This is a genomic window from Pseudomonas sp. MWU13-2105 (assembly GCF_023242315.1).
Taxonomy (GTDB): domain Bacteria; phylum Pseudomonadota; class Gammaproteobacteria; order Pseudomonadales; family Pseudomonadaceae; genus Aquipseudomonas.
In genome coordinates this window covers 34,010-57,173 of record NZ_JALLIY010000006.1, presented here as the reverse complement: position 1 = coordinate 57,173, position 23,164 = coordinate 34,010, and the positions used below count along the sequence as shown (strand labels likewise).

At 63.4% G+C, this 23,164-nt stretch carries 20 protein-coding genes; 13 read left to right on the top strand and 7 right to left on the bottom strand.

Features of this window, described 5'->3' with window-relative positions; translation table 11 throughout:
- Positions 1-78: 78 nt before the first annotated feature.
- Both M5B96_RS10195 and xthA read right to left on the bottom strand, forming a co-directional pair.
- Positions 79-1,413 carry a substrate-binding domain-containing protein gene (locus M5B96_RS10195; protein ID WP_248796554.1) on the bottom strand — a complete coding sequence of 445 codons (1,335 nt, stop codon included), beginning with the start codon at positions 1,411-1,413 and terminating at the stop codon, positions 79-81.
- 160 nt (positions 1,414-1,573) lie between these two features.
- Positions 1,574-2,386, bottom strand: a complete 813-nt coding sequence (xthA, locus tag M5B96_RS10190) for an exodeoxyribonuclease III (RefSeq protein ID WP_248796553.1) — start codon at positions 2,384-2,386, stop codon at positions 1,574-1,576.
- 134 nt (positions 2,387-2,520) lie between these two features.
- Here xthA and M5B96_RS10185 point away from each other — a divergent pair, with 134 nt between their 5' ends.
- The 3 genes from M5B96_RS10185 (at position 2,521) to M5B96_RS10175 (ending at position 8,637) form a co-directional block, all read left to right on the top strand.
- On the top strand, positions 2,521-3,171 hold the full coding sequence (locus M5B96_RS10185) for a GNAT family N-acetyltransferase (protein ID WP_248796552.1): 651 nt from the start codon (positions 2,521-2,523) through the stop codon (positions 3,169-3,171).
- Positions 3,172-3,241: 70 nt separating this feature from the next.
- Positions 3,242-4,969 carry an autotransporter assembly complex protein TamA gene (locus M5B96_RS10180; protein ID WP_248796551.1) on the top strand — a complete coding sequence of 576 codons (1,728 nt, stop codon included), beginning with the start codon at positions 3,242-3,244 and terminating at the stop codon, positions 4,967-4,969.
- Positions 4,966-8,637, top strand: a complete 3,672-nt coding sequence (locus M5B96_RS10175) for a translocation/assembly module TamB domain-containing protein (protein WP_248796549.1) — start codon at positions 4,966-4,968, stop codon at positions 8,635-8,637. Before M5B96_RS10180 ends, M5B96_RS10175 begins: the two co-directional genes overlap by 4 nt.
- Positions 8,638-8,717: 80 nt before the next feature.
- Here the strand turns inward: M5B96_RS10175 and M5B96_RS10170 are convergent, their stop codons facing one another.
- Entirely contained in the window at positions 8,718-9,713 is a 996-nt protein-coding gene (locus tag M5B96_RS10170; protein WP_248796548.1) for an aldo/keto reductase, read from the bottom strand.
- A gap of 105 nt (positions 9,714-9,818) precedes the next feature.
- Here M5B96_RS10170 and M5B96_RS10165 point away from each other — a divergent pair, with 105 nt between their 5' ends.
- Positions 9,819-10,730 carry a LysR family transcriptional regulator gene (locus M5B96_RS10165; protein WP_248796547.1) on the top strand — a complete coding sequence of 304 codons (912 nt, stop codon included), beginning with the start codon at positions 9,819-9,821 and terminating at the stop codon, positions 10,728-10,730.
- Between the two features lie 34 nt (positions 10,731-10,764).
- On the opposite strand, the gene M5B96_RS10160 is transcribed toward M5B96_RS10165, so the two are convergent.
- Entirely contained in the window at positions 10,765-10,923 is a 159-nt protein-coding gene (locus tag M5B96_RS10160; protein WP_248796546.1) for a hypothetical protein, read from the bottom strand.
- Positions 10,924-11,090: 167 nt separating this feature from the next.
- Here M5B96_RS10160 and M5B96_RS10155 point away from each other — a divergent pair, with 167 nt between their 5' ends.
- Positions 11,091-11,279 (top strand): hypothetical protein, encoded by a 189-nt coding sequence (locus M5B96_RS10155; RefSeq protein ID WP_130907255.1) that lies wholly within the window; start codon positions 11,091-11,093, stop codon positions 11,277-11,279.
- A gap of 2 nt (positions 11,280-11,281) precedes the next feature.
- Here the strand turns inward: M5B96_RS10155 and M5B96_RS10150 are convergent, their stop codons facing one another.
- Positions 11,282-11,689 (bottom strand): fe2+ zn2+ uptake regulation protein, encoded by a 408-nt coding sequence (locus M5B96_RS10150; RefSeq protein ID WP_248796545.1) that lies wholly within the window; start codon positions 11,687-11,689, stop codon positions 11,282-11,284.
- Between the two features lie 288 nt (positions 11,690-11,977).
- On the opposite strand from M5B96_RS10150, the gene M5B96_RS10145 reads away from it, so the two are divergent.
- The gene (locus M5B96_RS10145; protein WP_248796544.1) at positions 11,978-14,302 is read left to right on the top strand and encodes an acylase; all 2,325 of its coding nucleotides are present in this window, start codon (positions 11,978-11,980) and stop codon (positions 14,300-14,302) included.
- Between the two features lie 94 nt (positions 14,303-14,396).
- On the opposite strand, the gene M5B96_RS10140 is transcribed toward M5B96_RS10145, so the two are convergent.
- Positions 14,397-15,395: a FecR family protein gene (locus tag M5B96_RS10140; RefSeq protein WP_248796543.1), complete on the bottom strand. Its 999-nt coding sequence runs from the start codon at positions 15,393-15,395 to the stop codon at positions 14,397-14,399.
- A gap of 232 nt (positions 15,396-15,627) precedes the next feature.
- Between M5B96_RS10140 and M5B96_RS10135 the strand changes: the two genes are divergently transcribed.
- From M5B96_RS10135 to zapE, 6 genes are all read left to right on the top strand, one after another.
- On the top strand, positions 15,628-16,554 hold the full coding sequence (locus M5B96_RS10135; protein ID WP_248796542.1) for a carbon-nitrogen hydrolase family protein: 927 nt from the start codon (positions 15,628-15,630) through the stop codon (positions 16,552-16,554).
- 190 nt (positions 16,555-16,744) lie between these two features.
- Positions 16,745-17,518: an OmpA family protein gene (locus tag M5B96_RS10130; protein WP_248796541.1), complete on the top strand. Its 774-nt coding sequence runs from the start codon at positions 16,745-16,747 to the stop codon at positions 17,516-17,518.
- Between the two features lie 15 nt (positions 17,519-17,533).
- On the top strand, positions 17,534-18,175 hold the full coding sequence (locus tag M5B96_RS10125) for a hypothetical protein (protein ID WP_248796540.1): 642 nt from the start codon (positions 17,534-17,536) through the stop codon (positions 18,173-18,175).
- Positions 18,176-18,415: 240 nt separating this feature from the next.
- Positions 18,416-19,132 carry a helix-turn-helix transcriptional regulator gene (locus tag M5B96_RS10120; RefSeq protein WP_248796539.1) on the top strand — a complete coding sequence of 239 codons (717 nt, stop codon included), beginning with the start codon at positions 18,416-18,418 and terminating at the stop codon, positions 19,130-19,132.
- Positions 19,133-19,187: 55 nt separating this feature from the next.
- A complete protein-coding gene (locus M5B96_RS10115; protein WP_248796537.1) occupies positions 19,188-19,529 on the top strand; it encodes a nuclear transport factor 2 family protein in 342 nt (113 codons plus the stop codon).
- Between the two features lie 49 nt (positions 19,530-19,578).
- On the top strand, positions 19,579-20,709 hold the full coding sequence (gene zapE / locus M5B96_RS10110; RefSeq protein WP_248796536.1) for a cell division protein ZapE: 1,131 nt from the start codon (positions 19,579-19,581) through the stop codon (positions 20,707-20,709).
- Here zapE and M5B96_RS10105 read toward each other — a convergent pair.
- On the bottom strand, positions 20,681-21,934 hold the full coding sequence (locus M5B96_RS10105) for an MgtC/SapB family protein (RefSeq protein ID WP_248796534.1): 1,254 nt from the start codon (positions 21,932-21,934) through the stop codon (positions 20,681-20,683). The genes zapE and M5B96_RS10105 overlap by 29 nt on opposite strands.
- 262 nt (positions 21,935-22,196) lie before the next feature.
- On the opposite strand from M5B96_RS10105, the gene M5B96_RS10100 reads away from it, so the two are divergent.
- Entirely contained in the window at positions 22,197-23,111 is a 915-nt protein-coding gene (locus tag M5B96_RS10100) for a universal stress protein (RefSeq protein ID WP_248796533.1), read from the top strand.
- The last annotated feature ends 53 nt before the right edge of the window (positions 23,112-23,164 follow it).

Genomic DNA, 23,164 nt, shown 5'->3' with positions numbered 1-23,164 from the left:
GCCCCAGCGCGGGCAAGCCCGCTCACCACAGATGTCGGTCGGAGCTGAGAGTGTTGCCAGGCTCCAGATGATCCTTCCTCAGTAAACCCAGACCTCGACCCGACGGTTCTTGATGCGGCCTTCATCCGCGGTGTTGGCCGCCACCGGCATCTGCGCGCCGAGGCCCTGGATATCGCGAAACACCACGCCGCCCTTCACCAGTTCCCGCCGTACCGCCATGGCCCGCAGCTTGGACAGCAGGGCGGCGCGGGCCGGGTCGTTCTTGGCGTCGCCAAAGCCCACCAGGGTCACCTGTTTGTTCAGCTTGCCCTCGGTGTGCAGGTAATCCAGGACCCGCAGCACATCCTGGCGGGCCTTGTTGTCCAGGCTGGCGCTGCCTTCCTCGAAGCGAAAATTCACTGATAGCCGCTGTGCCTCCCTGGCCAATGCCTGGTATTCCTCCGACATCTCCGGGCCGGGCGTCACCGGCATGGCTTGCACGGTCTGCGCGACAAAACCGTTTCCGGCGACAATCGCCTGGCCCGCCGGGCTTTGCGCGAAACGTACCAGGGACGCGGCCCAGGGATTCTGGCGGTTCGGCGGCAGGTAGAAGAACAGTCGTCGCGACAACGGATAATCCTCGGTGGCGATCAGGCTGGCGAGGGGCAGCATCGCTTGCGAATCACCGTCGACAATGGCCACGGCCTTGGCCTGGCGGACGTAGGGCAGGCCGATAAAGCCGATCCCCTGGTGATCCTGGCTGACCGCATCGGACAGCTGTTCGCTGGATTCGAAACGCCTGGTGCCGGCGGCCAGGGACTTGCCGTGCCGTGCCAGGACCAGGTCCTTGAAGGTGTCCCAGGTCCCGGATTTTTCATCACGGGCGTAGAGGTGAATGGCGCCGCCGATCCCGCCCAGTTCTTCCCAGGTTTTCACTTCACCGGAAAAGATTCGCGCCAGGTCGTCGGTGTTCAGGCGGGTCAGCGGGTTTTGCGGGTGCAGGATGATCGCCACGCCGTCGATGGCGATCACTTGCTCGGCGTCGGGGCTTTTCAGGTCGCCTAGGCCGGCAAGGTCTGTCAGTTCAGCGTCCTTGATCGGGCGTGAGGCGGCGGCGAGGTCCGCGGTGCCGGCTTTCAGGGCGCTGAAACCGGTGCTGGACCCATGGGCGGCGACTTCGACCCGCACCCGGCGGCCTTGCTCGGTGGTGGCGAGCACGCGCTGCTCATTGTCCTTGCCGGTATTGGCCAGGTGTACGCCATGCAGGCCTTGCTCCTCGAGCCAGCCCTTGACCAGGGCCGGCCCGAGGTCGGCGCCGATGGTGTTGGAACCCTGGATGCGCAGGGTCGGGCCGTCGTCGGGCGGCTCGGGCAGGGCCGCCAGGGTCAGGGCGGGCAGGCCGCAGAGGATCAACAGTGAGAGCGCGCGCAGCATGGGGCCTGCACCTTTAATGGGCCGAAGTGCTGCAAGAATAAGTCAGTCGGGTTACAGCTAAATGACAGGGTGGGGTGAGCAGTCTGTAGCGGTGCTGGTGTTTGTTCTGGCCTCTTCGCGGAGCTTGCCCGCGAAGAGGCCCTCAAGCCCGAACGCCGGATCAGCCCAGTTCCAGCCAGATCGGCGCATGGTCGGAAGGCTTTTCCATGCCGCGCAATTCATAGTCGACCCCGCCGGCCTTGACCCGTGGCAGCAAACCGTTCGAGGCCAGGATCACGTCGATCCGCAACCCGCGCTTGGGCTCGTCTTCGAAACCACGGCTGCGATAATCGAACCAGCTGAAACGGTCGTTCACCTCGGGGTACAGGTGCCGGAAGCTGTCCACCAACCCCCAGTTCTTCAAACGGGCCAGCCATTCGCGCTCTTCCGGCAGGAAGCTGCACTTGCCGGTTTTCAGCCAGCGCTTGGCGTTGTCGGCACCGATGCCGATATCGCAGTCCTCCGGGGAGATATTGATATCGCCCATCACCACCAGCGGCTGGTCATGTTGGAAGCGGCTTTCCAGCAGATGTTGCAGGTCTTGGTAGAAGCGCTCCTTGGCCGGGAACTTGGTCGGATGGTCGCGGCTTTCGCCCTGGGGGAAGTAGCCATTCATGATGGTCACCGGCGTGCCGTTTTCATCGGCGAAGCTGCCCCAGATAAAACGCTTCTGGGCTTCCTCATCGTCGCCGTCGAACCCCTTGTGCAGGCTCAGTGGCGCCTGGCGCGACAGCAGCGCGACGCCGTAATGGCCTTTCTGGCCATGGAAATGCACGTGGTAACCCAGGGCTTCGACTTCGGCCTGGGGGAACTGGTCGTCGGAGACCTTGGTTTCCTGCAGGCCGATGACGTCCGGTTGGTGTTTCTCGATCAGCGCCGCCAGCTGATGGGGCCGGGCGCGCAGGCCGTTGATATTGAACGAGACGATTTTCATGGGCGGCAATCCTGGCAAAACAGCGATGCTAGCCGACAAGTCCGGCGACGGCCAGCGTGGCGGGAGTACCGATGCACTGCTAACGTTCTCTCAGATCGTTGCGGCAGGCGCCGCGGCCAGGGAGGTTGACCTTCATGCCGGATATGCCAGAGATCACTGCCCAGATCCATCTGCTCGACAGTGGTTATTCACGCGAAGCACGTTCCCTGCTGTACCAGGCCTATCGGCATGAACCGACCTTCGCCTATCTGTTCGAGGCCGAACGCCCGGGCTACGAACAGCGGGTCCGGGCCACGGTGCGCGAGCGGGTCAAGCAGCATTTTCTCGAGGACCTGCCGGCCATCGGGCTGTTGGTCAACGACCGCCTGATCGGCATCGCGCTGATCGCCCCGCCACAACGTCGCCTGGACATTACCGAAAGCTGGGCCTGGCGCATGCGCATGGTGCTGAGCACCGGTTTTCGCTGTACCCGGCGTTACCTGGAGTACCAGCAGGCGGTGCTGGCCTGTCTGCCGTCGGATTCGGTGCATGTGCTGCCGTTGCTGGGCGTCCATCCGCAGTTCCAGGGCCAGCAGTATGGCGAGCAACTGCTGACGGCGGTGCACAACTGGTGCGCCGAGGACCCGCATTCCCAAGGCGTGGTGCTCGATAGCGGTAACCCGCGCTACCTGGAGTTCTACAAGCGCCAGGGCTACGAGGACATCGGCGAGGTGGCGGTGGGACCGATCCGCGAGCACGTGTTTTATCACGCCAACCCACAAGTGTTACAAACAGCAATGGCTTGACTGTCGAACTTTCCGGTCGGTTTCGCGTTCTATGACGGCCCTAACCCAGCCCGTGATAGCATCCGCGCCTATGATGTTTTCCATAAGATTGACCGGCGGTTTGCTCTTGCTTTGTTGCAGCATGGCGGCCCTGGCGCAAAGCGAACTCGATGTACGGGTCAAGCCGGCGAATGACGAGTTGAAGGCCAATGTGGAGGGCTACATTGGCAGTCTCGGTAATCGTGGCGAAAATGCCCTGCGGCGTTTCAGCCGCGGCGCGCAGGAGCAGGCGCGCAAGGCCGCCCAGGCGCTCGGCTATTATCAGCCGCGGATCGAGAGCGAAGTCGAAGCCGGCAAGACCCCCAGGCTGATCCTCACCATCGACCCCGGCGAACCGGTGCACTTGCGCAACGTCACCGTGCGCATCGACGGTCCCGCCGCCAACCTCAAGGCCTTCCGGGTGCCCAGGAGCGACACCCTGAAACCCGGGGCCGTGCTCAACCATGGGCACTACGAGGACGCCAAGCGCCTGATCCTCAACCAGGCCTCGCGCTACGGATTTTTCAGCGGACGCTTTACCCGCCAGCAGTTGCTCGTCGATCCCCAGGCGGGTGTCGCCGATATCGAGCTGATCTATGACAGCGGTCCGCGTTACTCCCTGGGCCCGGTGCATTTCGCCGGCGACACGCCCTTCGACGAGGACCTGCTGCATCGCATGGTGCCGTTCAAGGCCGGTACCCCTTACGATTCCGAACTGATCGCCGAGCTCAACCAGGCCCTGCAATCGAGCGGCTACTTCGAAGGCGTGCGGGTCGACGCGGCACCGATGGCGGCGAAGGACCAGGTGATCCCGGTGGCGGTCCAGCTCGACACTCGCAAGCCGCGTACCATGGGCCTGGGCCTGGGTTATTCGACCGACGTCGGACCCCGCGTCAAGGCCAACTGGACCCGCCACTGGGTCAATGCCCAGGGCGACAGCTACGGTATCGAAAGCGAGATTTCCGCCCCGCGGCAAAACATCGGCATCTGGTATGACCGGCCGCTGGACCCGCCGCTCACGGACAAGCTGCGCTGGGCGGCCGGCTACCAGTATGAAGAAATTGCCAACACCGACAGCCTGAGTAAATTGCTCACCGTCGGCCCGGAATGGCACAGCAAGTTGCCCAGCGGGTGGCAGCGGGTGATCTCGCTCAAGTGGCAGCACGAGGAATATCGCCTCGGCGAGGATACCGGCATGAGCACCTTGCTGATGCCGGGCGTCAATTACTCCTATCTGCGCAGCGACAATCGCATCGATCCACATAACGGCTATCGCCTGGAGTTCGACGGCAAGGTCGCCAAGGAGGGCCTGGCCTCGGACAATAACCTGTTGTACGGCACGGCCACCCTCAAGGGCTTGACCACGGTGCGGGATAACCATCGCTTCCTTGGCCGGATCCAGTTCGGTGGCAGCGCCACCAACGGCTATCGGAACGTGCCGCCGTCCCTGCGTTTCTTCGCCGGTGGCGACCAGAGCGTGCGCGGCTACGACTACCAGAGCCTGTCGCCGGAAAACGCCGAGGGTGACCGCGTCGGTGGGCGCTATATGGTGGCCGGCAGCCTTGAATACCAATATTCCATTGCCGAGAAATGGCGGCTCGCGACTTTCGTCGACCAGGGCAACTCGTTCAACACCCTGGACTTGCCAAGCCTCAAGACCGGCGTCGGCATCGGCCTGCGCTGGGTCTCGCCGGTGGGGCCGATCCGCCTCGACCTGGCCCATGCGCTGGACGATCCCGGCGGTATCCGTTTGCACTTTTCCATGGGGCCTGAGTTGTGAAGCGTGGTTTGAAAATACTCGGCCTGGCGGTTGTCCTGCTGATCCTGTTGTTGCTGGTGTCGCTGGGTCTGCTGCTGGGGACCCAGGCCGGCAGTCGGTGGGCGTTGGCGCAAGTCCCGGGCTTGAGCGTGGAAAATTTCCAGGGCCAGTTGGGGAGGCGCTGGAGTGCCGATCATCTGCTCTGGCAACAGGCCGGCAATCGGGTTGAATTGCAGCAGCCGCGCTTCAATTGGTCGCCGCTGTGCCTGACGCACTTTGTGTTGTGCATCGATCAACTGGAAGTCGAGCGGGTCGACCTGCGCTTCGAACCGGGTGCGCCTGCCGAGAGCGGGCCGCTGAGTCTGCCGACACTGAAACTGCCGCTGGCGATCGAGTTGCGCCAGGTGCGTATCGGCAGCCTGTGGCTCGATGGCAGCGAGCAGCTCAAGGAACTGCAACTGGCCGCGCACTGGACCGCGACGGGCTTGCAGATCGATACCCTGCACTTGCAGTACGACGACCTGCGCCTGGACCTGTCCGGGCTGCTGCAACCGAGCGGCGACTGGCCGCTGACGGCCGAGGGCAAGCTGCTGTTGCCGGCCCCGGGCGCTGTGCCCTGGGCCCTGGCACTGGAGGTGCGCGGCGATCTGCTCAAGACCCTCAAGCTCAAGGCCAACAGCAGCGGTTATCTGCAGGGCCAGCTAACCGGCGAACTGGAGGCCCTGGCCGAGCACTTGCCGGCCCGGGTGCGGATCAGCGCCGATGCTTTCAAGGCCAGCGCCGAGCTGCCGGACACCCTGCAACTCAATCAACTGGAACTCACCGGCGGCGGCAACCTGAAAGACGGTTACCAGCTCCAGGGCAAGGCCGTGCTGCCGGCCGAGCAAGGTCCGGTCGAGCTGAACCTGCGAGGTCGGGTCGATGCCCAGGGCGCGCAGATCGCCGCGCTGGACCTGACGGCCGATGCCAGGCAGCGCCTGAAACTCAGCGCCGAGCTGGACTGGCAGAAGGGCTTCAGTGCCGACGCCAAGGTCGACTGGCTGGACTTCCCCTGGCATCGCCTGTACCCGTCGATCGAGGAACCGGTGGTCAAGGCGCGGACCCTGGTCGGCGAAGTGCATTACCGCGACGGCAACTACCTGGGCTACGTCCAGGCCGATCTCGACGGTCCGGCGGGCAAGTTCAGCCTGTTGACGCCGTTCAGCGGCGACCTGAAGCAGGTCGCCCTGCCACAGCTCGAACTGACGGCGGGGCAGGGCAAGGCCAGCGGGCACCTGAACCTGCGGTTCGCCGATGGTCTTGCCTGGGACACCGCGTTGGACCTCAGTGCCCTCAACCCGGCGTACTGGTTGGCGGAGTTGCCCGGGACTTTGGCCGGGCCGCTACGCAGCAAGGGCGAGTTGAAGAACCAGCAGTTGAACCTGGAAGCCACTGTCGACCTCAAGGGCAAACTGCGCGGGCAACCGGCGCTGCTCCAGGCCAAGGCCGGCGGCCAGGGCGGGCAATGGACCCTTGGCGCCCTGGACATCCGCCTCGGCGACAACCGCATCCAGGGCCGCGGCAGCCTGCAACAACGCCTGGCCGGGCAGCTCGATCTCAACCTGCCACGCCTGGGCCAGCTCTGGCCGCGGTTGCGCGGGCAACTCAAGGGCCGGGTCGATCTTGCCGGCAGCCTCAAGGCGCCGCAAGGCAAGGTCAGCCTGCACGGGCAGCAACTGCTGTTCGCCGATAACCGTCTGCAGGCCCTCAGCCTCGAGGCCGATCTCGACAGCACCCAGCGTGGACGGCTCGACCTCAAGGGCGACGGTATCCAGGTCGGCGACACCGCCCTGGGTAGCCTGGCGTTGCACGGGCAGGGCGATCTCAAGCGCCAGCAAGCGCAACTCGATCTGCAAGGTCCGCTGCTGAAGCTGGCCCTGGGCCTGGAGGGCGTGCTCGACAACGGCAACTGGCGCGGGCGCCTGGTCTCCGGCGAGGTACAGAGCGGCGGCCAGGACTGGAAGCTGCAGAGTCCGGCCAAACTCGAATACCTCGCCGATGGCCGGCTGAACTTCGGTAGCCACTGCTGGTTGTCGGGGCCGGCCAGCCTGTGTGGCGAGGACCAGCGGCTGATGCCCGAGCCGCGCTTGCGTTATCACCTCAAGCAGTTTCCCCTGGAAAGCCTGGGGCAATGGTTGCCCCGCGACTTCGCCTGGCAGGGCCGACTGAATGCCGACCTGCAACTGGACCTGCCGGCCAGCGGCCCCAAGGGCCAGATCATGATCGATGCCAGTGGTGGCACCCTGCGTATTCGCGAACGGCGCAAATGGCTGGATTTCCCCTACGAGACCCTCAGGCTGAGCAGCAACCTGAGCCCGCGGCGGGTCGACACGCTCCTGGATTTTCACGGTGGCAAGCTCGGCGAGCTGGTGCTCCAGGCGCAGATCAATCCCCTGGCGAAGAACAAACCCCTGAGCGGCGACTTCCGCCTCAGCGGCCTTGATCTCAGCGTCGCCCGGCCATTCGTGAGAAAGGTCGAGACCCTGGCCGGGCGCCTGGATGGCAGCGGACGCTTGTCCGGCGGCTTGCTGGCGCCCAAGGTCAACGGCAACCTGACGCTGAGCGGCGGCGAGGTTTCCGGGGCGGAAGTGCCGACCACGGTCAAGGACCTGCGGGTACAGGCGCAGATAGCCGGGGAAACCGTCCAGCTCAACGGTAGTTGGACCGGCGGCGACGCCGGGCATGGCAATTTGACCGGGCACATCGACTGGACCAATGCGCTACAGCTGGAGTTGGCGATCAAGGGCTCGCAGTTGCCGGTCAGCGTCGAGCCGTATGCGACGCTGGAAGTCGCGCCGGACCTGAGGGTGTCGATGCACGGCGAGCAACTGGCGATTGCCGGCAAGGTCCATGTGCCCAAGGGCGCGATCGTCGTGCGCGAGCTACCGCCATCGACGGTCAAGGTCTCGGACGACACGGTGATCGTCGGCCAGCAGAGCGTGGAGGGCAAGACGCCGCTGGCGATGTCCATGGATATCGAGGTGCTGGTGGGCGAGGACAAGCTCAGCTTCAACGGCTTTGGCTTGAGCGCCGATTTGCAGGGGCAGGTGCATATCGGTGACAACCTCGACACCCGTGGCGAGTTGCGCCTGAATGACGGGCGCTACAACGCCTATGGCCAGCGCCTGACCATCCGCCGGGCGCGGTTGCTGTTCGCCGGGCCGATTGACCAGCCTTACCTGGATATCGAGGCGATTCGCCAGACCGGTGACGTGATCGCCGGTATTCGCCTGAGCGGCAGCGCTGAGCAGCCGACCACGCAGATCTTCTCGGAGCCGGCCATGAGCCAGGAGCAGGCGTTGTCCTACCTGGTACTGGGGCGACCGTTGAGCACCACCGGCGAAGACAGCAATATGCTGGCCCAGGCGGCGTTGGGCTTGGGTTTGATGGGTAGTTCCGGATTGACCGGTGACCTGGCGAAGAACCTGGGTATCGAGGACTTTGCCCTCGATACCCAGGGCAGCGGCAGCACCACGTCGGTAGTGGCCAGCGGCAAGATCACCGAGAAGCTGAGCTTGCGTTATGGGGTGGGGGTGTTCGAACCGGCCAATACCATCGCCTTGCGCTATCTGTTGAGCAAGCGCGTGTATCTGGAGGCGGCGAGTGGCGTGGCCAGCTCCCTGGATATTTTCTACAAGCGCGATTTTTGAGAAGCAGCGCCGGAGGAAGCTCCGCTCCCACATCAGGTGTTCCGTTGTGTTCTCGGGATCAGGCGGCGGCAGCCGAGTCTTCAACGATTAAGGCCCTGCATCACCGCTTCCGGATAGCGCAGCCCGGCCGTCGCACCCGCTGGGAAAATCGCCTCCAGGGCCTGCAACTCGGCGGGGCTCAATTTCACCTGCAGCGCCGCGACGTTCTCTTCCAGGTATTTGCGCTGCTTGGTCCCGGGAATCGGGATCAGGTAGTCGCCCTGGGCCAGGACCCAGGCCAGCGCCAGTTGCCCGGCCGTCACGCCTTTTTCCGCGGCCAACGCCTGCACCTGTTCCACCAGCCGCAGGTTACGGGCGAAGTTCTCGCCCTGGAAACGCGGACTGAAACGGCGATAGTCGTCGGCGGCGAAATCCTCCGGGCTCTTCAGCGCGCCGGTCAGGAAACCGCGACCCAACGGGCTGTAGGGCACAAAGGCGATCCCCAGGCGCTGGCAGGCGGCCAGGCAGCCGTTGTCCTCCTGGTCACGGCTCCACAATGAGTATTCGCTTTGCAGGGCGCTGATCGGATGCACCCGATGCGCGCGCTCCAGGGTTTCGGCCGAGGCCTCGCTCAAGCCCAGGTAACGGACCTTGCCGGCCTTGACCAGCTCGGCCATGGCGCCGACGGTTTCCTCGATGGTCACCTGCGGGTCGATGCGGTGCTGGTAGTACAGGTCCAGGGTTTCCACGCCGAGGCGCTTGAGGGTGCCGTCGATGGCCGTGCGAATGTACTCCGGCTTGCCACTGACCCCCCGGTACGCCGGGTTGGCCGGGTCGCGCAGGATGCCGAACTTGCTGGCCAGGAACACCTGCTCGCGTTTGCCGGCAATCGCCCGGCCGATCAGTTCTTCGTTGCTGTGGGGGCCATATATGTCGGCGGTGTCGAGCAGCGTTACGCCCAGCTCCAGGGCCCGATGCAGGGTCGCGATGGCTTCGCGGGTGTCGCTGCCGGTGGTGTAGAAATCGGTCATGCCCATGCAGCCGAGGCCGATGGCGGAGACCTGTGGACCGTTCTTGCCGAGTTGACGGGTGTGCATGGTGTGGCTCCTGTGGGATTTGCGACAGTGTGGACCTCGACAAAAGCGTGATAAACCAGCTAAAAGCACTATCACTATTCGTAAATTCCAAATAATGGAGGGCCGATGGATCGCTTCAACGCCATGCGGGTCTTTACCCGGATCGTCGAACTGGGCGGTTTCGCCAAGGCCGCCGACAGCCTGCAACTGCCTCGCGCTTCGGTGACAGTGCTGGTCAAGCAACTGGAAGCGCATCTGGGCGTGCAGTTGCTGCACCGCACCACCCGCCAGGTCAGTACCACCCTCGATGGCGCGGCCTATTACCAGCGCTGCGTGCGGTTGCTGGCGGACCTTGAGGAAACCGAGGCGGTGTTTTCCACGGCCCGGCAGAATCCGCGCGGTACCCTGCGGGTCGATATGCCGGCGGGTATCGGACGCTTGATCGTGATCCCGGTATTGCCTGAGTTCACCGAGCGTTATCCGCTGATCGAGCTGGAAATCGGCCTGAACGACCGGCCGGTGGACCTGATCCGCGACGGTATCGATTGCGTGCTGCGCGGTGGCCTGGCCCTCGACGATTCGCTGGTGGCGCGGCCGTTGGTGCTGGTCGAACAAGTGACCTGTGCCAGCCCGGCCTATATCGAACGCATGGGCATGCCGACTTCACTGGCGGACCTGGCGGGGCATCGGATGGTCGAGTATTTTTCCAGTGTGACTGGCAAGCGCTTCGGGCTGGAGTTCCAGCAGGGCGGGAAATTGCAGGCGATCGACCTGCCCAAGCATCTCTCGGTGAGCAGTGCCGACGGTTACCTGGCAGCCTGTGAGGCTGGCTATGGGCTGGTGCAGATTCCCTATTACCACGTGACCGAACAACTGCGCAGTGGTCAGTTGTGCGAAGTGTTGCGCGATTATCCCGCGCCCGGATTACCGTTGAACGCAATGTATCCGCCGCACCGACAGATGTCGGCGCGGGTACGGGTGTTTGTCGATTGGCTGGTGGAGATCTGTACCCGACCGGGTACCGGGTTTCGGCGCTGAGGGGACGGCTGATCACCATCCCCGACAGCCGTGATCAGCGGCGGTAGTAGTGCTCACCACCATAGTAACGATGGTCACCATCATAGTAACGATGGTCATGATCGTGCCAGCCGCCACCATGGGGAAAGATGATGCAACCGCTCAGGGACAGAATGATCAGCAGGGGAATCAGCAGTGTGATTCGACGAAACATGGATAGATCCTCATGGGTGAAGCCGGGAAGCTAAAACATTTCCGCGGCTGTAATATGAGACCCCGTTTGTGTCGTTTCATTCATCGACCTTTGTAGGTCATTGGTATGTATTCTGATACAAGCTGGATACATTGACCGCTTCAGGCTTTAACTTTCAGGAATACCCAATGACTCAATCGCAGCGTCTGAAATACTCGATTCTGATTTCCCTGGTGGTGCTGGGGATCATGTTCGGCCTGTCCTATCTGCAAAACACCGGGGTCATCAGCGAGAAGTTGTTCCAGTACATCGCCATTGGCGTGGCGGTGGTCGTGGTGGTGATCAACGGTGTGATGCGGCGCAAGGTCAAGCCCTGAACTCAGTTGCCGAGGTCCGCGGCCTGCGGTGTGGCGTCCTGTGACTCGAGGATCGCGGCCGCATCCGCGTGCAGGCTGTAGCTCTTGTCCGCGTTGAGCACCACGACACCCTCGCTGCACAGGCGCTTGAGCACCTCGCGCACGCTGAGGAAGGACAAGGGAATGCCCAGCTCCAGCAAGTGACTGTGAACCCCGCGCACACCCAGCCGACGATCGTCTTCACCGGCACTCAACAGTGCATCGATGACTTTGAGCCGGATCAGGCTGGTGCGCAAACCGAAGTGTTTGAGCAACTGACGGATGCGGTTATTGCCGCCGCGTTCGGCAGGTTTGGCCAACATGGCGCCCGAGCTGTAGGAAGGATCGCGTTGCAAAGAATTACCGTCCGTTGACCTGTGCTGGTCGTACATGCAAAAACTCCTTTTCAGAGCCTGATCAGGAATGTGATGTCAGCTCTCGTTGATAAGAACGAGCGAGACGGATAAATCATGAAGCCTCGAATGTAGAAAATTTGTCGGTATCAAGTCGCAGACAAGTGATAGCACCTGTATAGGGCTAAATTTTCATGTTCAGGCTCGTCTTTATGGGCAGGCATCGGCCCTCCCTGGTTTATTTCGCACGGTGGCCGCTTTTCCGGGCTGCCGCTGCGCTGTCGCATGCAAGGTCGCCTGGTGTTCGATATTCCATCAGGAGTCAGTGTGATTATTTCCCGCTCGCTATCCAGGTTGTGCCTGGCGACGTTGCTGATCGGCCTCGGTACTCATGCCATGGCCCGCGAGGGCGGCGAATCGAGTCGCGCCCTGAGCGCCGAGATCCGCCGCACCAGCTTCGGCGTGCCACATATCCGCGCCAGTAACGAACGCGGGCTGGGTTACGGCATCGGTTATGCCTATGCCGAGGACAATCTGTGCCTGCTGGCCAACGAAATCGTTACGGTCAATGGCGAGCGTTCGCGCTACTTCGGCCCCGGGCAGATGACCTTCGAGCAGCGCGACAACCTTACCAGCGACCTGTTCTTCAACTGGCTCAATGCGCCCCGGGCGGTGGACGCTTTCTGGCAGGCGCAGACCCCGCAGGTCGTGCAGTTGATCGAGGGTTATGTCGCCGGCTACAACCGCCAACTCAGCGAGCGCCAGGCCAAGGGCTTGCCGGAGCAATGCCGGGCGGATTGGCTACGTCCGATCACGCCCCGCGACCTGGTCAAGCTGACCCGGCGCTTGCTGGTGGAAGGCGGTGCCGGGCAGTTCGCCGAAGCCCTGGTCGCCGCCACGCCACCGCGCCAGGCCGCCCAGGTATCGAATGCGTCGTTCCAACTGGCGGCCGAACGCCTGCAACGTTTCGCCCTGGAGCGTGGCAGCAACGCGGTGGCGGTCGGCGGCGAGCGTTCGTTCAATGGCCGTGGACTGCTGCTGGGCAACCCGCATTTTCCCTGGGTCGGTGGCCTGCGCTTCTACCAGATGCACCTGACCATTCCCGGCCAGCTCGATGTCATGGGCGCGGCCTTGCCGGGCTTGCCGATGATCAATATCGGCTTCAACCGGCACCTGGCCTGGACCCACACGGTGGATACGTCCAGGCATTTCACCCTCTACCGGCTGCAACTCGATCCCAAGGATCCGACCCGTTACCTGCTCGATGGCCAGTCCACGGCGCTGGACAAGCGCCTGGTCCAGGTCGAGGTCAAGCAGGCCGATGGCGCCACCCGGACGGTTGAGCGGGTGCTCTACAGCTCGGTGTTCGGGCCGCTCGTGCAATGGCCCGGCAAGCTCGACTGGAACCGTGACGTGGCGTTCAGCCTGCGGGATGCCAACCAGGACAACGATCGGGTGTTGCAGCAGTGGTATGCGATGAACCATGCCGACAACCTCAAGGCATTGCAGGCGTCGGTGCAGCGGCTCCAGGGCATTCCCTGGGTCAATACCCTGGCCGCGGATGACCAGGGACGGGCGCTGTACCTGAACCTGTCGGTGGTGCCTTATGTGGATGCGGCCAAGCTGGCCCTGTGCGGCGATCCGCGAGGTAACGGGCCGCTGGTGGTGCTCGACGGTTCGCGCAGTGCCTGCGCCTGGAGCGTGGCGGCGAATGCCGCGCAGAAGGGCATCTTTCCGGCGGAGCAGCTGCCACAACTGGAGCGTGGCGACTATCTGCAGAACTCCAACGATTCGGCCTGGATGGCCAATCCGCGGGCGCCGCTCAAGGGCTTTTCGCCCTTGGTCAGTCGTGAGGGCGAACCCCTCGGGCCACGGGCGCGCTTTGCCCTCGAACGCCTGGCGCGGCTGGACCGGCCCGCGGCGATCAAGGTCGCGGACCTGCAAGCGATGGTGATGGACGATCAGGTCTACCTGGCCGGCCTGGTGCTACCGGACCTGTTGCGCTTCTGCGCGGGCGAGCAGGGCAGCGATGCCCTGGCGTTGGCACCAGTGTGTGCCAGCCTAAAGGGCTGGGATGCCCATGCGAACCTGCAAAGCGGCCTGGGCATGGTGCATTTCCAGAACATCATGGCGCGCTTGGCCGAAGGGGAAAACTTCTGGCGGGTCAGGTTCGACCCGGCGGATCCGCAGCACACTCCACGTGGCCTGGCCTTCGAGCAGATCAAGGTGGCCAGGGCGCTGCGCGCGGCGATGCAGGCGTCGCTGGAGCAAGTGAAGGCGGCGGGCCTGACGGCCGATAGTCACTGGGGCGATGTGCAACAGGTCAGCCGGGGCGGGCAGCCGGTCCCGGTGCACGGCGGCCCGGCGACCCTCGGTGTGTACAACGCGATCCAGAGCGTGCCGGGGCAGGGCGGCAAGCGCGAAGTGGTGGGCGGCACCAGCTATCTGCAAGTGGTGAGTTTTGACGACAAGGGGCCGCAGGCCCTGGGATTGCTGGCGTTTTCGCTGTCCACTGACCCGACGTCGGCGCATTTCCGCGACCAGACCGAAGCGTTCTCGAAGAAGCAGTGGAGTGTGCTGCCGTTTACCGAGCAGCAGATCAAGGCCGATGCCGAGTATCGCGTGCAGGTGATTCGCGAGCCGCAACAGTAACACTTGTGGCGTCCCGACAAGCCCGCTCGCCACAAAACCGCGTCCGGCGACACATTTCCCTGGCTGAACGGTATCAGCATCACAGGTAGGCCGATCAGCCCTTTGGGGTGTCTCGGGGAATCGCGTTGATCACCGCCTGGCCTTCCTTGTTCTGCGTCAGGTACACCGGCAGTACCTTGGGCAGCGAGGTCAGCAGCCGTTGCACTTCTCCGGTGCTGTAGATCCCACCGATGCGAATCGACCCGGTGGCATTGTCGGCCAGCAGTGCCGGACGTTCCAGGTAGCGGTTGATCAACGGCAGGGCGTCGCTCAGCGGCAGGTTGTCGAGGACCAGCTTGCCGTTGCGCCAGGCCAGGTCGGCGTCTTGCGCATGGGTCTGGCTGATCTGCGGTTCGTAATCGCCGGATTTGTAGCGTGCCTGCATGCCCGGGTCGAGGCGATAGCCGTCACCGGGATGGGCACTGCTGCTGACCAGCACCGAGCCTTGCAGCAAGGTCACGCGGACCTGGTCCTGATACATCCAGACATTGAAGCGGGTCCCGGTGACCTGTACCTGGCCCTCGGCGGCTTTCACCACGAAGGGATGCCCGGCGTCGTGGCGCACCTCGAAATAGGCCTCGCCCTTTTTCAAGGTCACCCGGCGTTGATCCTTGTAGTTGCTGTAGGTCAACTGCGTCCCCAGGTTCAACTCCACCTGGCTGCCGTCGGCGAGGGTGACCTGGCGCAACTGGTTCGAAGTCTCGAAGCTCTGGTAGGTGCTCGGAATCCAACCGAGGCTCCAGCCCAGGTAACCGGCGACGGGCAGCGCCAGCAGGCCGATGGTCGCGGCCATGGCGTAGCGTTGCCAGCCACGCCGCTGGGGGGCCGGGGCGAGCACCCGGGGCGTGGCGACCGGTGGTAGCTGATCGGCCACGTCCCAGATTTCCAGCATGGCTTCGTATTCGAAGGCATGCAGCGGGTCGGCCTTGAGCCAGGCGGCGAAGGCCTCGCGTTCGGCGCCGGTGCAATCCTCTTCATGCAAGCGCATGCACCAATGCGCGGCTGCGTCGGTGATGGCGTCGTACTCGGCTTCTGAAAGGATCGGTTCGCTCATGAATTCTTCCCTGGTTTCGGCCATTCTAACCTTCGGCAGTCCCTGTCGAGAACAGCAGATAGCAAATGCCTATCAATTCGCGGGGGTATACAAGGCTGCCAAAACCTTGGCCGGGTAGGGCGTTATTGAAGATGATATTTATGTAGTTCATATCACTCAGTTCTGAAGGTGGCTTTATGCATGATGCCGAGCGCCATGACAATCGGCACCACACCTTCATGGAGTTCACGTCATGCCCAAGTCCATCGTTGCCGCGTTGCAAATCGGTTCCCTGCCAGGCGGCAAGGGAGACACCCTGGAACAGATCCTCGGTTACGAGCGCTCGATCATCGAGTCCGGCGCCTGCCTGGTGGTGATGCCCGAAGCCTTGCTGGGCGGCTACCCCAAGGGTGAAACCTTCGGCACCCAGTTGGGTTATCGACTGCCCGAGGGGCGCGAGGCCTTCGCCCGTTATCACGACAACGCCATCGACGTGCCGGGCGCCGAGACCGACGCCCTGGCGCAGTTGTCCGCCCGCACGGGGGCGAGCCTGGTGCTCGGGGTCATCGAGCGCGCGGGGCACACCCTGTATTGCACGGTGTTGTTCTTCGAGCCCCAGGGCGGCTTGGTGGCCAAGCACCGCAAGTTGATGCCCACCGGTACCGAACGGCTGATCTGGGCCAAGGGCGACGGCTCGACCCTGCCGGTGGTAGAGGGCAAGGCCGGGCGGATCGGTTCGGCAGTGTGCTGGGAAAACTACATGCCGCTGTTGCGCACGGCGATGTACGCCAAGGGCGTGGAAGTCTGGTGTGCGCCAACGGTGGATGAGCGGGAGATGTGGCAGGTCACGATGCGCCATATCGCCTGTGAAGGCCGTTGCTTCGTGGTCACGGCCTGCCAGGTCCAGCCTTCGCCAGAGGCATTGGGCATCGAGGTGGCCAACTGGCCGGCGCAGCGGCCGTTGATCAACGGTGGCAGCCTGATTGTCGGGCCGATGGGCGAGGTGCTGGCCGGGCCGCTGGTCGGTGAGGCCGGCCTGCTGACCGCGCAGATCGACACCGAGCAACTGGTCCGCGCCCGCTATGACTTCGACGTCACCGGCCATTACGCCCGCCCGGACGTGTTCGAGTTGCAGGTGGACGAGCGCGCCAAGCCTGGAGTGCGTTTTATCCAGGATTGATCAGTGCCACTCCACGCGGCGCCCGACGGTCGTCAGGACCTCGGCTCCGTGTCGAGTGGCATATTTTTTTGACTCTTTTGCTTAGAGTCGCCGTTATATTGACGCTTCGCCACTATTACCTACACTTTACTATCACCTGCTACAGCATTTTTCGCAGTCCGTTGGTTTTTCTACGTTAAGGAGAAGACAAATGGCTCGCTCGAAAAAATGGTGGTGGGGTTTACCGTTACTTGCTTTGCTGTGGTTGGCCGCTCTTTGGATAACAACGCCTGAAGTCGAACAGGATTTGCAGACCCGCGTGGGGAGTGCCATTGATAGTGCTCCCGTTGCTGTCGCAGGACGTGACGTGACCCTGCCCAATGCAACATCAAAAATCCGTGACACGGCCGATCGAACCCCTGGTGTCAGACAGGTGATCGGCACCCTCGGCGATCAGCCCGTGACGCCGGTCGATAGCGATATCGGCCGCACTCCCGAAGTTGTCCCGGCCGCGCCGCCGGCACCGACACCCAAGGCTGTCGAGGAACCCCAGGTCAATCCACAGGGTTCGGCCGCTGTTGTTGATGCCAAGGCCTGCGAACAACAGTTTGTCGCGGCGTTGAATCAATACAAAGTGCTGTTCGATACGGCCCAGGACATTCTCTCAGCGGCCTCGCAAACAGCGCTGGATGCCTTGGTGGCTACCGCCAAACAGTGTCCCGACGAACAGTTCGAAGTCGATGGCTACACCGACAACACCGGCACGGCGGACTTCAACCTGGCACTTTCCACGCGTCGGGCCGAAGCCGTGGTCAGCTATCTGGCGCAACATGGCGTGACCCCGGAACACCTGAAAGCCGCGGGATTTGGCCAGGCTAATCCGGTGGCGTCCAACGATACGCCGGAAGGTCAGGCACAAAATCGTCGGATAGAAATAAAGGTAGTGGATGACAACACTGTGAGCGCCCCGACTGAGGCTAAATAACCAGGAGCAACCATCATGAGTTATTTACTTGAACAGTATTGGGGCTGGATGCTGCTGGCCGGGATTCTCGGTTTGCTGGTGGGCTGGCTCGCCAGTCAGACCGCGCCGCATGTCCGCTGGGTTGCCGGCTGGTTGCATGCGGCGTTATGGATCTTTGCCGTCGGCGTGGTTGTCGCCCTGCTCAAGTTGTTACCGGGACGTGCCGGGTTATGGCTGGAAAGTGCCTTGCTGTTGTTCGCGGCTTACCTGGTCGGTTGCTGGCTCGGTGCCTGGATTCGCGCCATGCTGGCGGCCGATGCCGCCACCAGCGCCGCCGGTTCGAGTCCGGCAACCCGCGCGGCGGTCACCGATGCCGCTGGTATAGGCAGCCGTCCGCTGGTCATGGAAAGACCCACGGGGACGCTCGATAACCTGAAGTTGATTTCCGGGGTGGGCCATAAAAATGAAGCCGTGTTGCACGAACTGGGCATTTACAGATTTTCCCAGATCGCCCAATGGACGGATCCGCAAGTGCACTGGATAGAGCATTACTTCAGCTTTCCAGGGCGGGTCGAGCGCGAGGACTGGCGAGGTCAGGCACGGATACTGGCGCAAGGCATTGAAACCGAGTTTGCCAAGCGGGTGAGAAGGGGCGAGGTCGATACTTCCGAAGATTGATGCCCCGAAGCCCCTGTAGATACCGGCTTGCCGGCGCTGACGTCGGCATAGACAGCGCAAGACTCAAGGGTCTCCGCGCCGGCAATCGAGCGCCGGCCGGCGGCTCCCGCAGGTTGTGCGCCCGGCCTTGATCAGGGTGAAAGTCGTCAAGCGGGTTTCCCGGATCGTTGCGCTCCTGACAATTGCTGACAGGAGGCTCTGCTAAGCTGCACGCCTCCATCCCGCCAGAGCTCGTCCAGCGTGTCCCGCACTTCGCGTCTACTGACCCTGCTCCAAGTATTGCGCGCCAAGAGCCGTCCGACCACCGCCGCGGCGCTGGCTTGCGAGCTGGAGATTTCCGAGCGCACGGTCTATCGCGATATCGCCGAGCTCACCGCCCTCGGCGCGCCGATCCAGGGCGAGGCGGGGGTCGGCTACGTCTTGCGCAGCGGTTTGTTCCTGCCGCCGCTGATGCTCAATGCCGACGAAACCGAGGCCATTGTGCTCGGCCTGCAATATGTCGATCAACGCGCTGACGAGGTGCTGGGCAAGGCCGCCGCCGATGCCTTGGCCAAGATCGCCGCGGTGCTGGCGCCGGCCGCCCGGGAGGCCCTGCGCAATCCGACCGTGCTGCCGGGGCCGCGCGGGTATGGTTATCCGGACAATGCGGTGTCGTTGAATGTGTTTCGCCAGGCCATTGCCGACCAGGCCAAGCTGCACATCGACTACGCCGACGTGAACAAGGTCCCCAGCCAGCGCCTGATCTGGCCTTTGGCCCTGGGCTTCATGAACTCGGCGCGGGTGGTGGTCGCCTGGTGCGAGTTGCGCCAGGCCTTCCGGACCTTTCGCACCGATCGTATCGCCTCGGCCCGGGAGCAGGGCGAGCGTTATCCGGGTCGGCGCAGCGACCTGCTGCGGCAATGGCGCAAGCTGTTCGACCAGGATGAACACGAGCGTTTCACTCCTGACAAGAACTGACGGACGGGTGTTCTAGGATGGCTCCACCTTCCACCAGCAAGGAGCTGTGAACAGCATGACCACTCAAACTTCGTTGCTCGCCCCGGCCATCGAAGCCTATATCAGCGCCGCCAATGCCCGCGACAGTTCGGCGGTGGCGAGTTTCTTCGCCGAGGACGCGAATGTCTTCGACGAAGGTCATCACCGCGTCGGTACCCTCGCCATCGCCCAGTGGATGGATGAAACCGCGCGCAAATACCGGCCACGGGTCGAAGTCCTGGACGTGGCGCAACGCACCGGCAAAGTGCTGGTCAAGCAAAGGGTCTCGGGGACCTTTCCCGGTGGCTCGGTGGAGTTGCGCTACGTATTCCGGCTCGACGCGCAGGGCAAGATCGCCCGGCTGGATATTTCCCTCTAGGACAAGCTGGCATACTGCACGGCCCCCGGTTGCGAGCCTGCACGACGCCATGACTGTCGATTCTCCCCTGAGTGCCTACCGCGCGGCTGTCGAGCAGCGCGGTTTTCTCCATGACCAGGCCCAATGGCTGGCGGTGCAGGCCTTGCAGCGCTGTCATGAGGCGTTGCACCAGGGCCGGGTGCCCAAGGGCGTTTACCTCTGGGGACCGGTCGGGCGCGGCAAGACCTGGTTGATGGATCAATTCCAGCAGACCTTGCGCGTGCCGTCGCGGCGCCAGCATTTCCATCACTTCATGGGCTGGGTGCACCAGCGCTCGTTCCAACTGAGCGGCATCGCCGACCCGCTGCGGGCCCTGGCCCGAGAGCTGGCCGCGGAGATCCGGGTGCTGTGTTTCGATGAGCTGTTCGTCAGCGATATCGGCGATGCGATCATCCTCGGGCGGCTGTTCCAGGTGATGTTCGACGAGGGCGTGGTGATTGTCGCCACGTCCAACCAGCCACCGCGCAAGCTCTATGCCGATGGCTTCAACCGCGAACGTTTCCTGCCGGCGATCGCCGCCATCGAGCAGCACATGGAGGTGGTGGATGTCGATGGCGGCGAGGATCATCGATTGCATCCGGGGGCCGGAGTACAGCGTTACTGGGTTGACCCCGAGGGGCGGTCGGCGGCGTTTGCCGAAGCGTTCAAGGCGTTGAGCGTCGGGCAGCCGCTGTCTGCCGAGCCGGTTGCCATGGGCTATCGGACTTTGCCCGTGGTGCAGGCGTCGCCGAGCGTACTCTGGTGCCGTTATGCCGAGCTGTGCGAGCAACCGCTGGCGGCCATGGATTTCATGGCGCTGTGTGACCGCTATACGGCGATTTTCCTCAGCGAGGTGCCCAACCTCAGTGCCCGCCAGCGTCCCGGGCGGATCGCCCGTGGCACCGAGGATGCGGCACAACGTGTCGCTGCCGGCGACCGCGAGTTGCCGCAACTGTCGGTACATGACGATAGCGTACGGCGCTTCATTGCCCTGGTGGACGAGTGCTACGACCGCAAGGTGCCGTTGTACATCGCCGCCCAGGTGCCGCTGGATGAGCTGTACACCGAAGGTTACCTGGCGTTTCCGTTTCGCCGCACCCTCAGCCGTTTGCGCGAGATGCAGTTGCAGCGCTTCACCCCGGTATCAGCCAGCCCTGAATAAGCGCGCCGGCCCACAAGGCCAGCAGGATCAGCAGCTGGGCCGGCACCACCCGGCGGGCGAAGGCCGTGCCGCCACTGGACCAGGCCATGACACATTTGGACAGGGTGTTGGTACCGAAGGCCGCCAGAATCGGCCACCGGGCGCTTTCGGCCAACAGTTGGCCGGATTTGACCAGCGCGGCCACCGAGGCCGAGGCCGAGTGGACATCGGCCAGGCCGCCGAGCATCGAGGCGGCAAACAATCCGGAGATACCAAATCGGGCCTGCAGGGCGCTGGTCACGAAAAACAGGCTTGAGATGCCGGTTGCGACCATCAGCGTCAATTTGAGGTTGAAGGCATGCCCGACATTTATCGGCTGGCCGATCTGCGTGTCGCTGGGTTTCATCAGCCGCAGTGCATAGGACAAGGTCACCGCGCTGCCCAGCAGGAAGGGTAACCAGAGCCGGACAAGAGTGGTCGGGCTGATGGCGCTCAACACCAGGCTGAGCAAGATGGTGGTGGCCAGGTTCGAGAGGATCGCCGCAGTGGCGACCTGTTGCATGAGCTCGGGTTGCTGGCGCGCGCGGCTGCCCATGGCGGCGATGGTCGCGGTACCCGATACAAAGCCGGAGGCGATTGCGGCCAGGCTCAGCCCATACCGGGCACCCAGCAGCCGGATGGCGACATGTCCCAGGGCACTGACACCCATGATCAGTACCGTCAGCAGACAGATCGAGCGGGGGTTGATGGCCTGATAAGGCCCGATGAAGGCGTCGGGAACCAGGGGCATGATGACCAGGGCCGCGGTGGCCAGGATCAGCCCATCCTTGACTTCGGTTTCGCTCAGTTGATTCAGGGCGAAGCGGTGCAAGCTCTGGCGGAAATTCAGCAGCAGGGTCAGAACCACCGCCAGGGCCACCGCCAGCCCCGCCTTGTTGTTGCACAAAGCGCCCAGGAGCAGGACCAGCAGCAGGGCGACCCCGGTGGTCATGCCGGGGTCCTCGCTGCGCCGTTTGAAGTAGGCCATGCTGGCGAGCATCGCCAGGGCCAGGGTCAGGGCGCTGAGCAGCAAGGGGCCGCCGAGCAGCAGGCCGACATAACCGAGCAGGGAGGTCAGGGCGAAGGTGCGCAGGCCGGCGAAGCGGCGGTCCGCGCCCTCGCCTTTCTTGCGTTCGCGCTCGAAGCCGACCAGCAGGCCCAGGCCGAGGGCCGAGGCCAGGTTGGTGGTGTGAGTCAAGGTTTCCATACTGCGGACCCCTGTGTGTCAGCTCAGGGTGGGGGCTGTCGGACATCGGGCGTTTGATATTCATCAAGGCGGTTGCAGGACCAGGTCGATTTTGGCTCGTCTTGTCAGTCCGAAGGACCACCTTGACGTAAATCAAACCGGTAAAGCAGGGGGGCTCCATCATGAATGCAATGTCCCGATCTGCCGATGACGGCGAGATTTGCCCGGTGCTCTTCAACCAGTGCCACTGTGGGCTGGGAACCTGTTGCTCCAGAGGTGCGCCATGTCCGACTACCGCCGTATTCTTTTGCTGGCTCCCGCCGAGATGAACCGCAGCCCCGCCTTCGAGCGGGCCACCGAGCTGGCCCTGTCCACCGGGGCCGCCTTGCATATCCTGGCGTTCGATTATGTGCCGACCCTTGACGTGGCCACGCTGTTCGACCAGAAAGCCATGACCCAGGCCCGCGAAGGCTACCTCGACCTGCATCGCCGCTGGCTGCATCAGGAGGCGGATCGCCTGCGCGGCCACGGCCTGGATGTGAGTTGCAATATTTTCTGGCGCCATCATCCGTTGCAACCGATCATCGAGTACGTTCGTGACCTGGGCATCGACCTGCTGATCAAGGATGTCCATCTGGAGTCGGGGCTCAAACGCCTGTTCGCCACCCCGCTGGATTGGCAGCTGTTGCGCGATTGCCCGGTTCCCGTGCATCTGGTGACCGGTGGTTCCCGGTCGTTGCCGCACCATGTCCTGGTGGCGGTGGATCTAGGCGGGGAAAGGGCCGAAGAGTGCTTCAACGACAGGCTGGTCCAGGCCGGGCAGGCGTTTGCCCGGCAATGCGCGGCGACGTTCAGCCTGGTGCATGTGCATGACAAGTCCCGCTCCTATATCCACGAGATGGGCTGGGGCACCTTGCCGATGGCCGAGGGCCTGGAAATGGCCAGCCGTGCCAATGAGCAGCAGGGATTCAAGGCCCTGGCGGAGCGCAACGGGGTCGAGAAGAACCAGCGGCATTTCCTCACGGGGGCGGTGATCGAGAGCCTTGGCGCTTTCGTCGAGCACAACGCGGTGGATGTCATGGTGATGGGCACCCGCCACTCCCACGGCCTGGACAGTATCCTCGGCAGCACGGCGGAAAATGTCCTGTATCGCAGTACGTGCAGTCTCCTGACCCTGAGTCCGGAGTGCCAGGGCTGAAAAAAAAGCCCCTGGCGCGGACCGGAAAATACGCTCCGCGCCAGGGGCTCTCG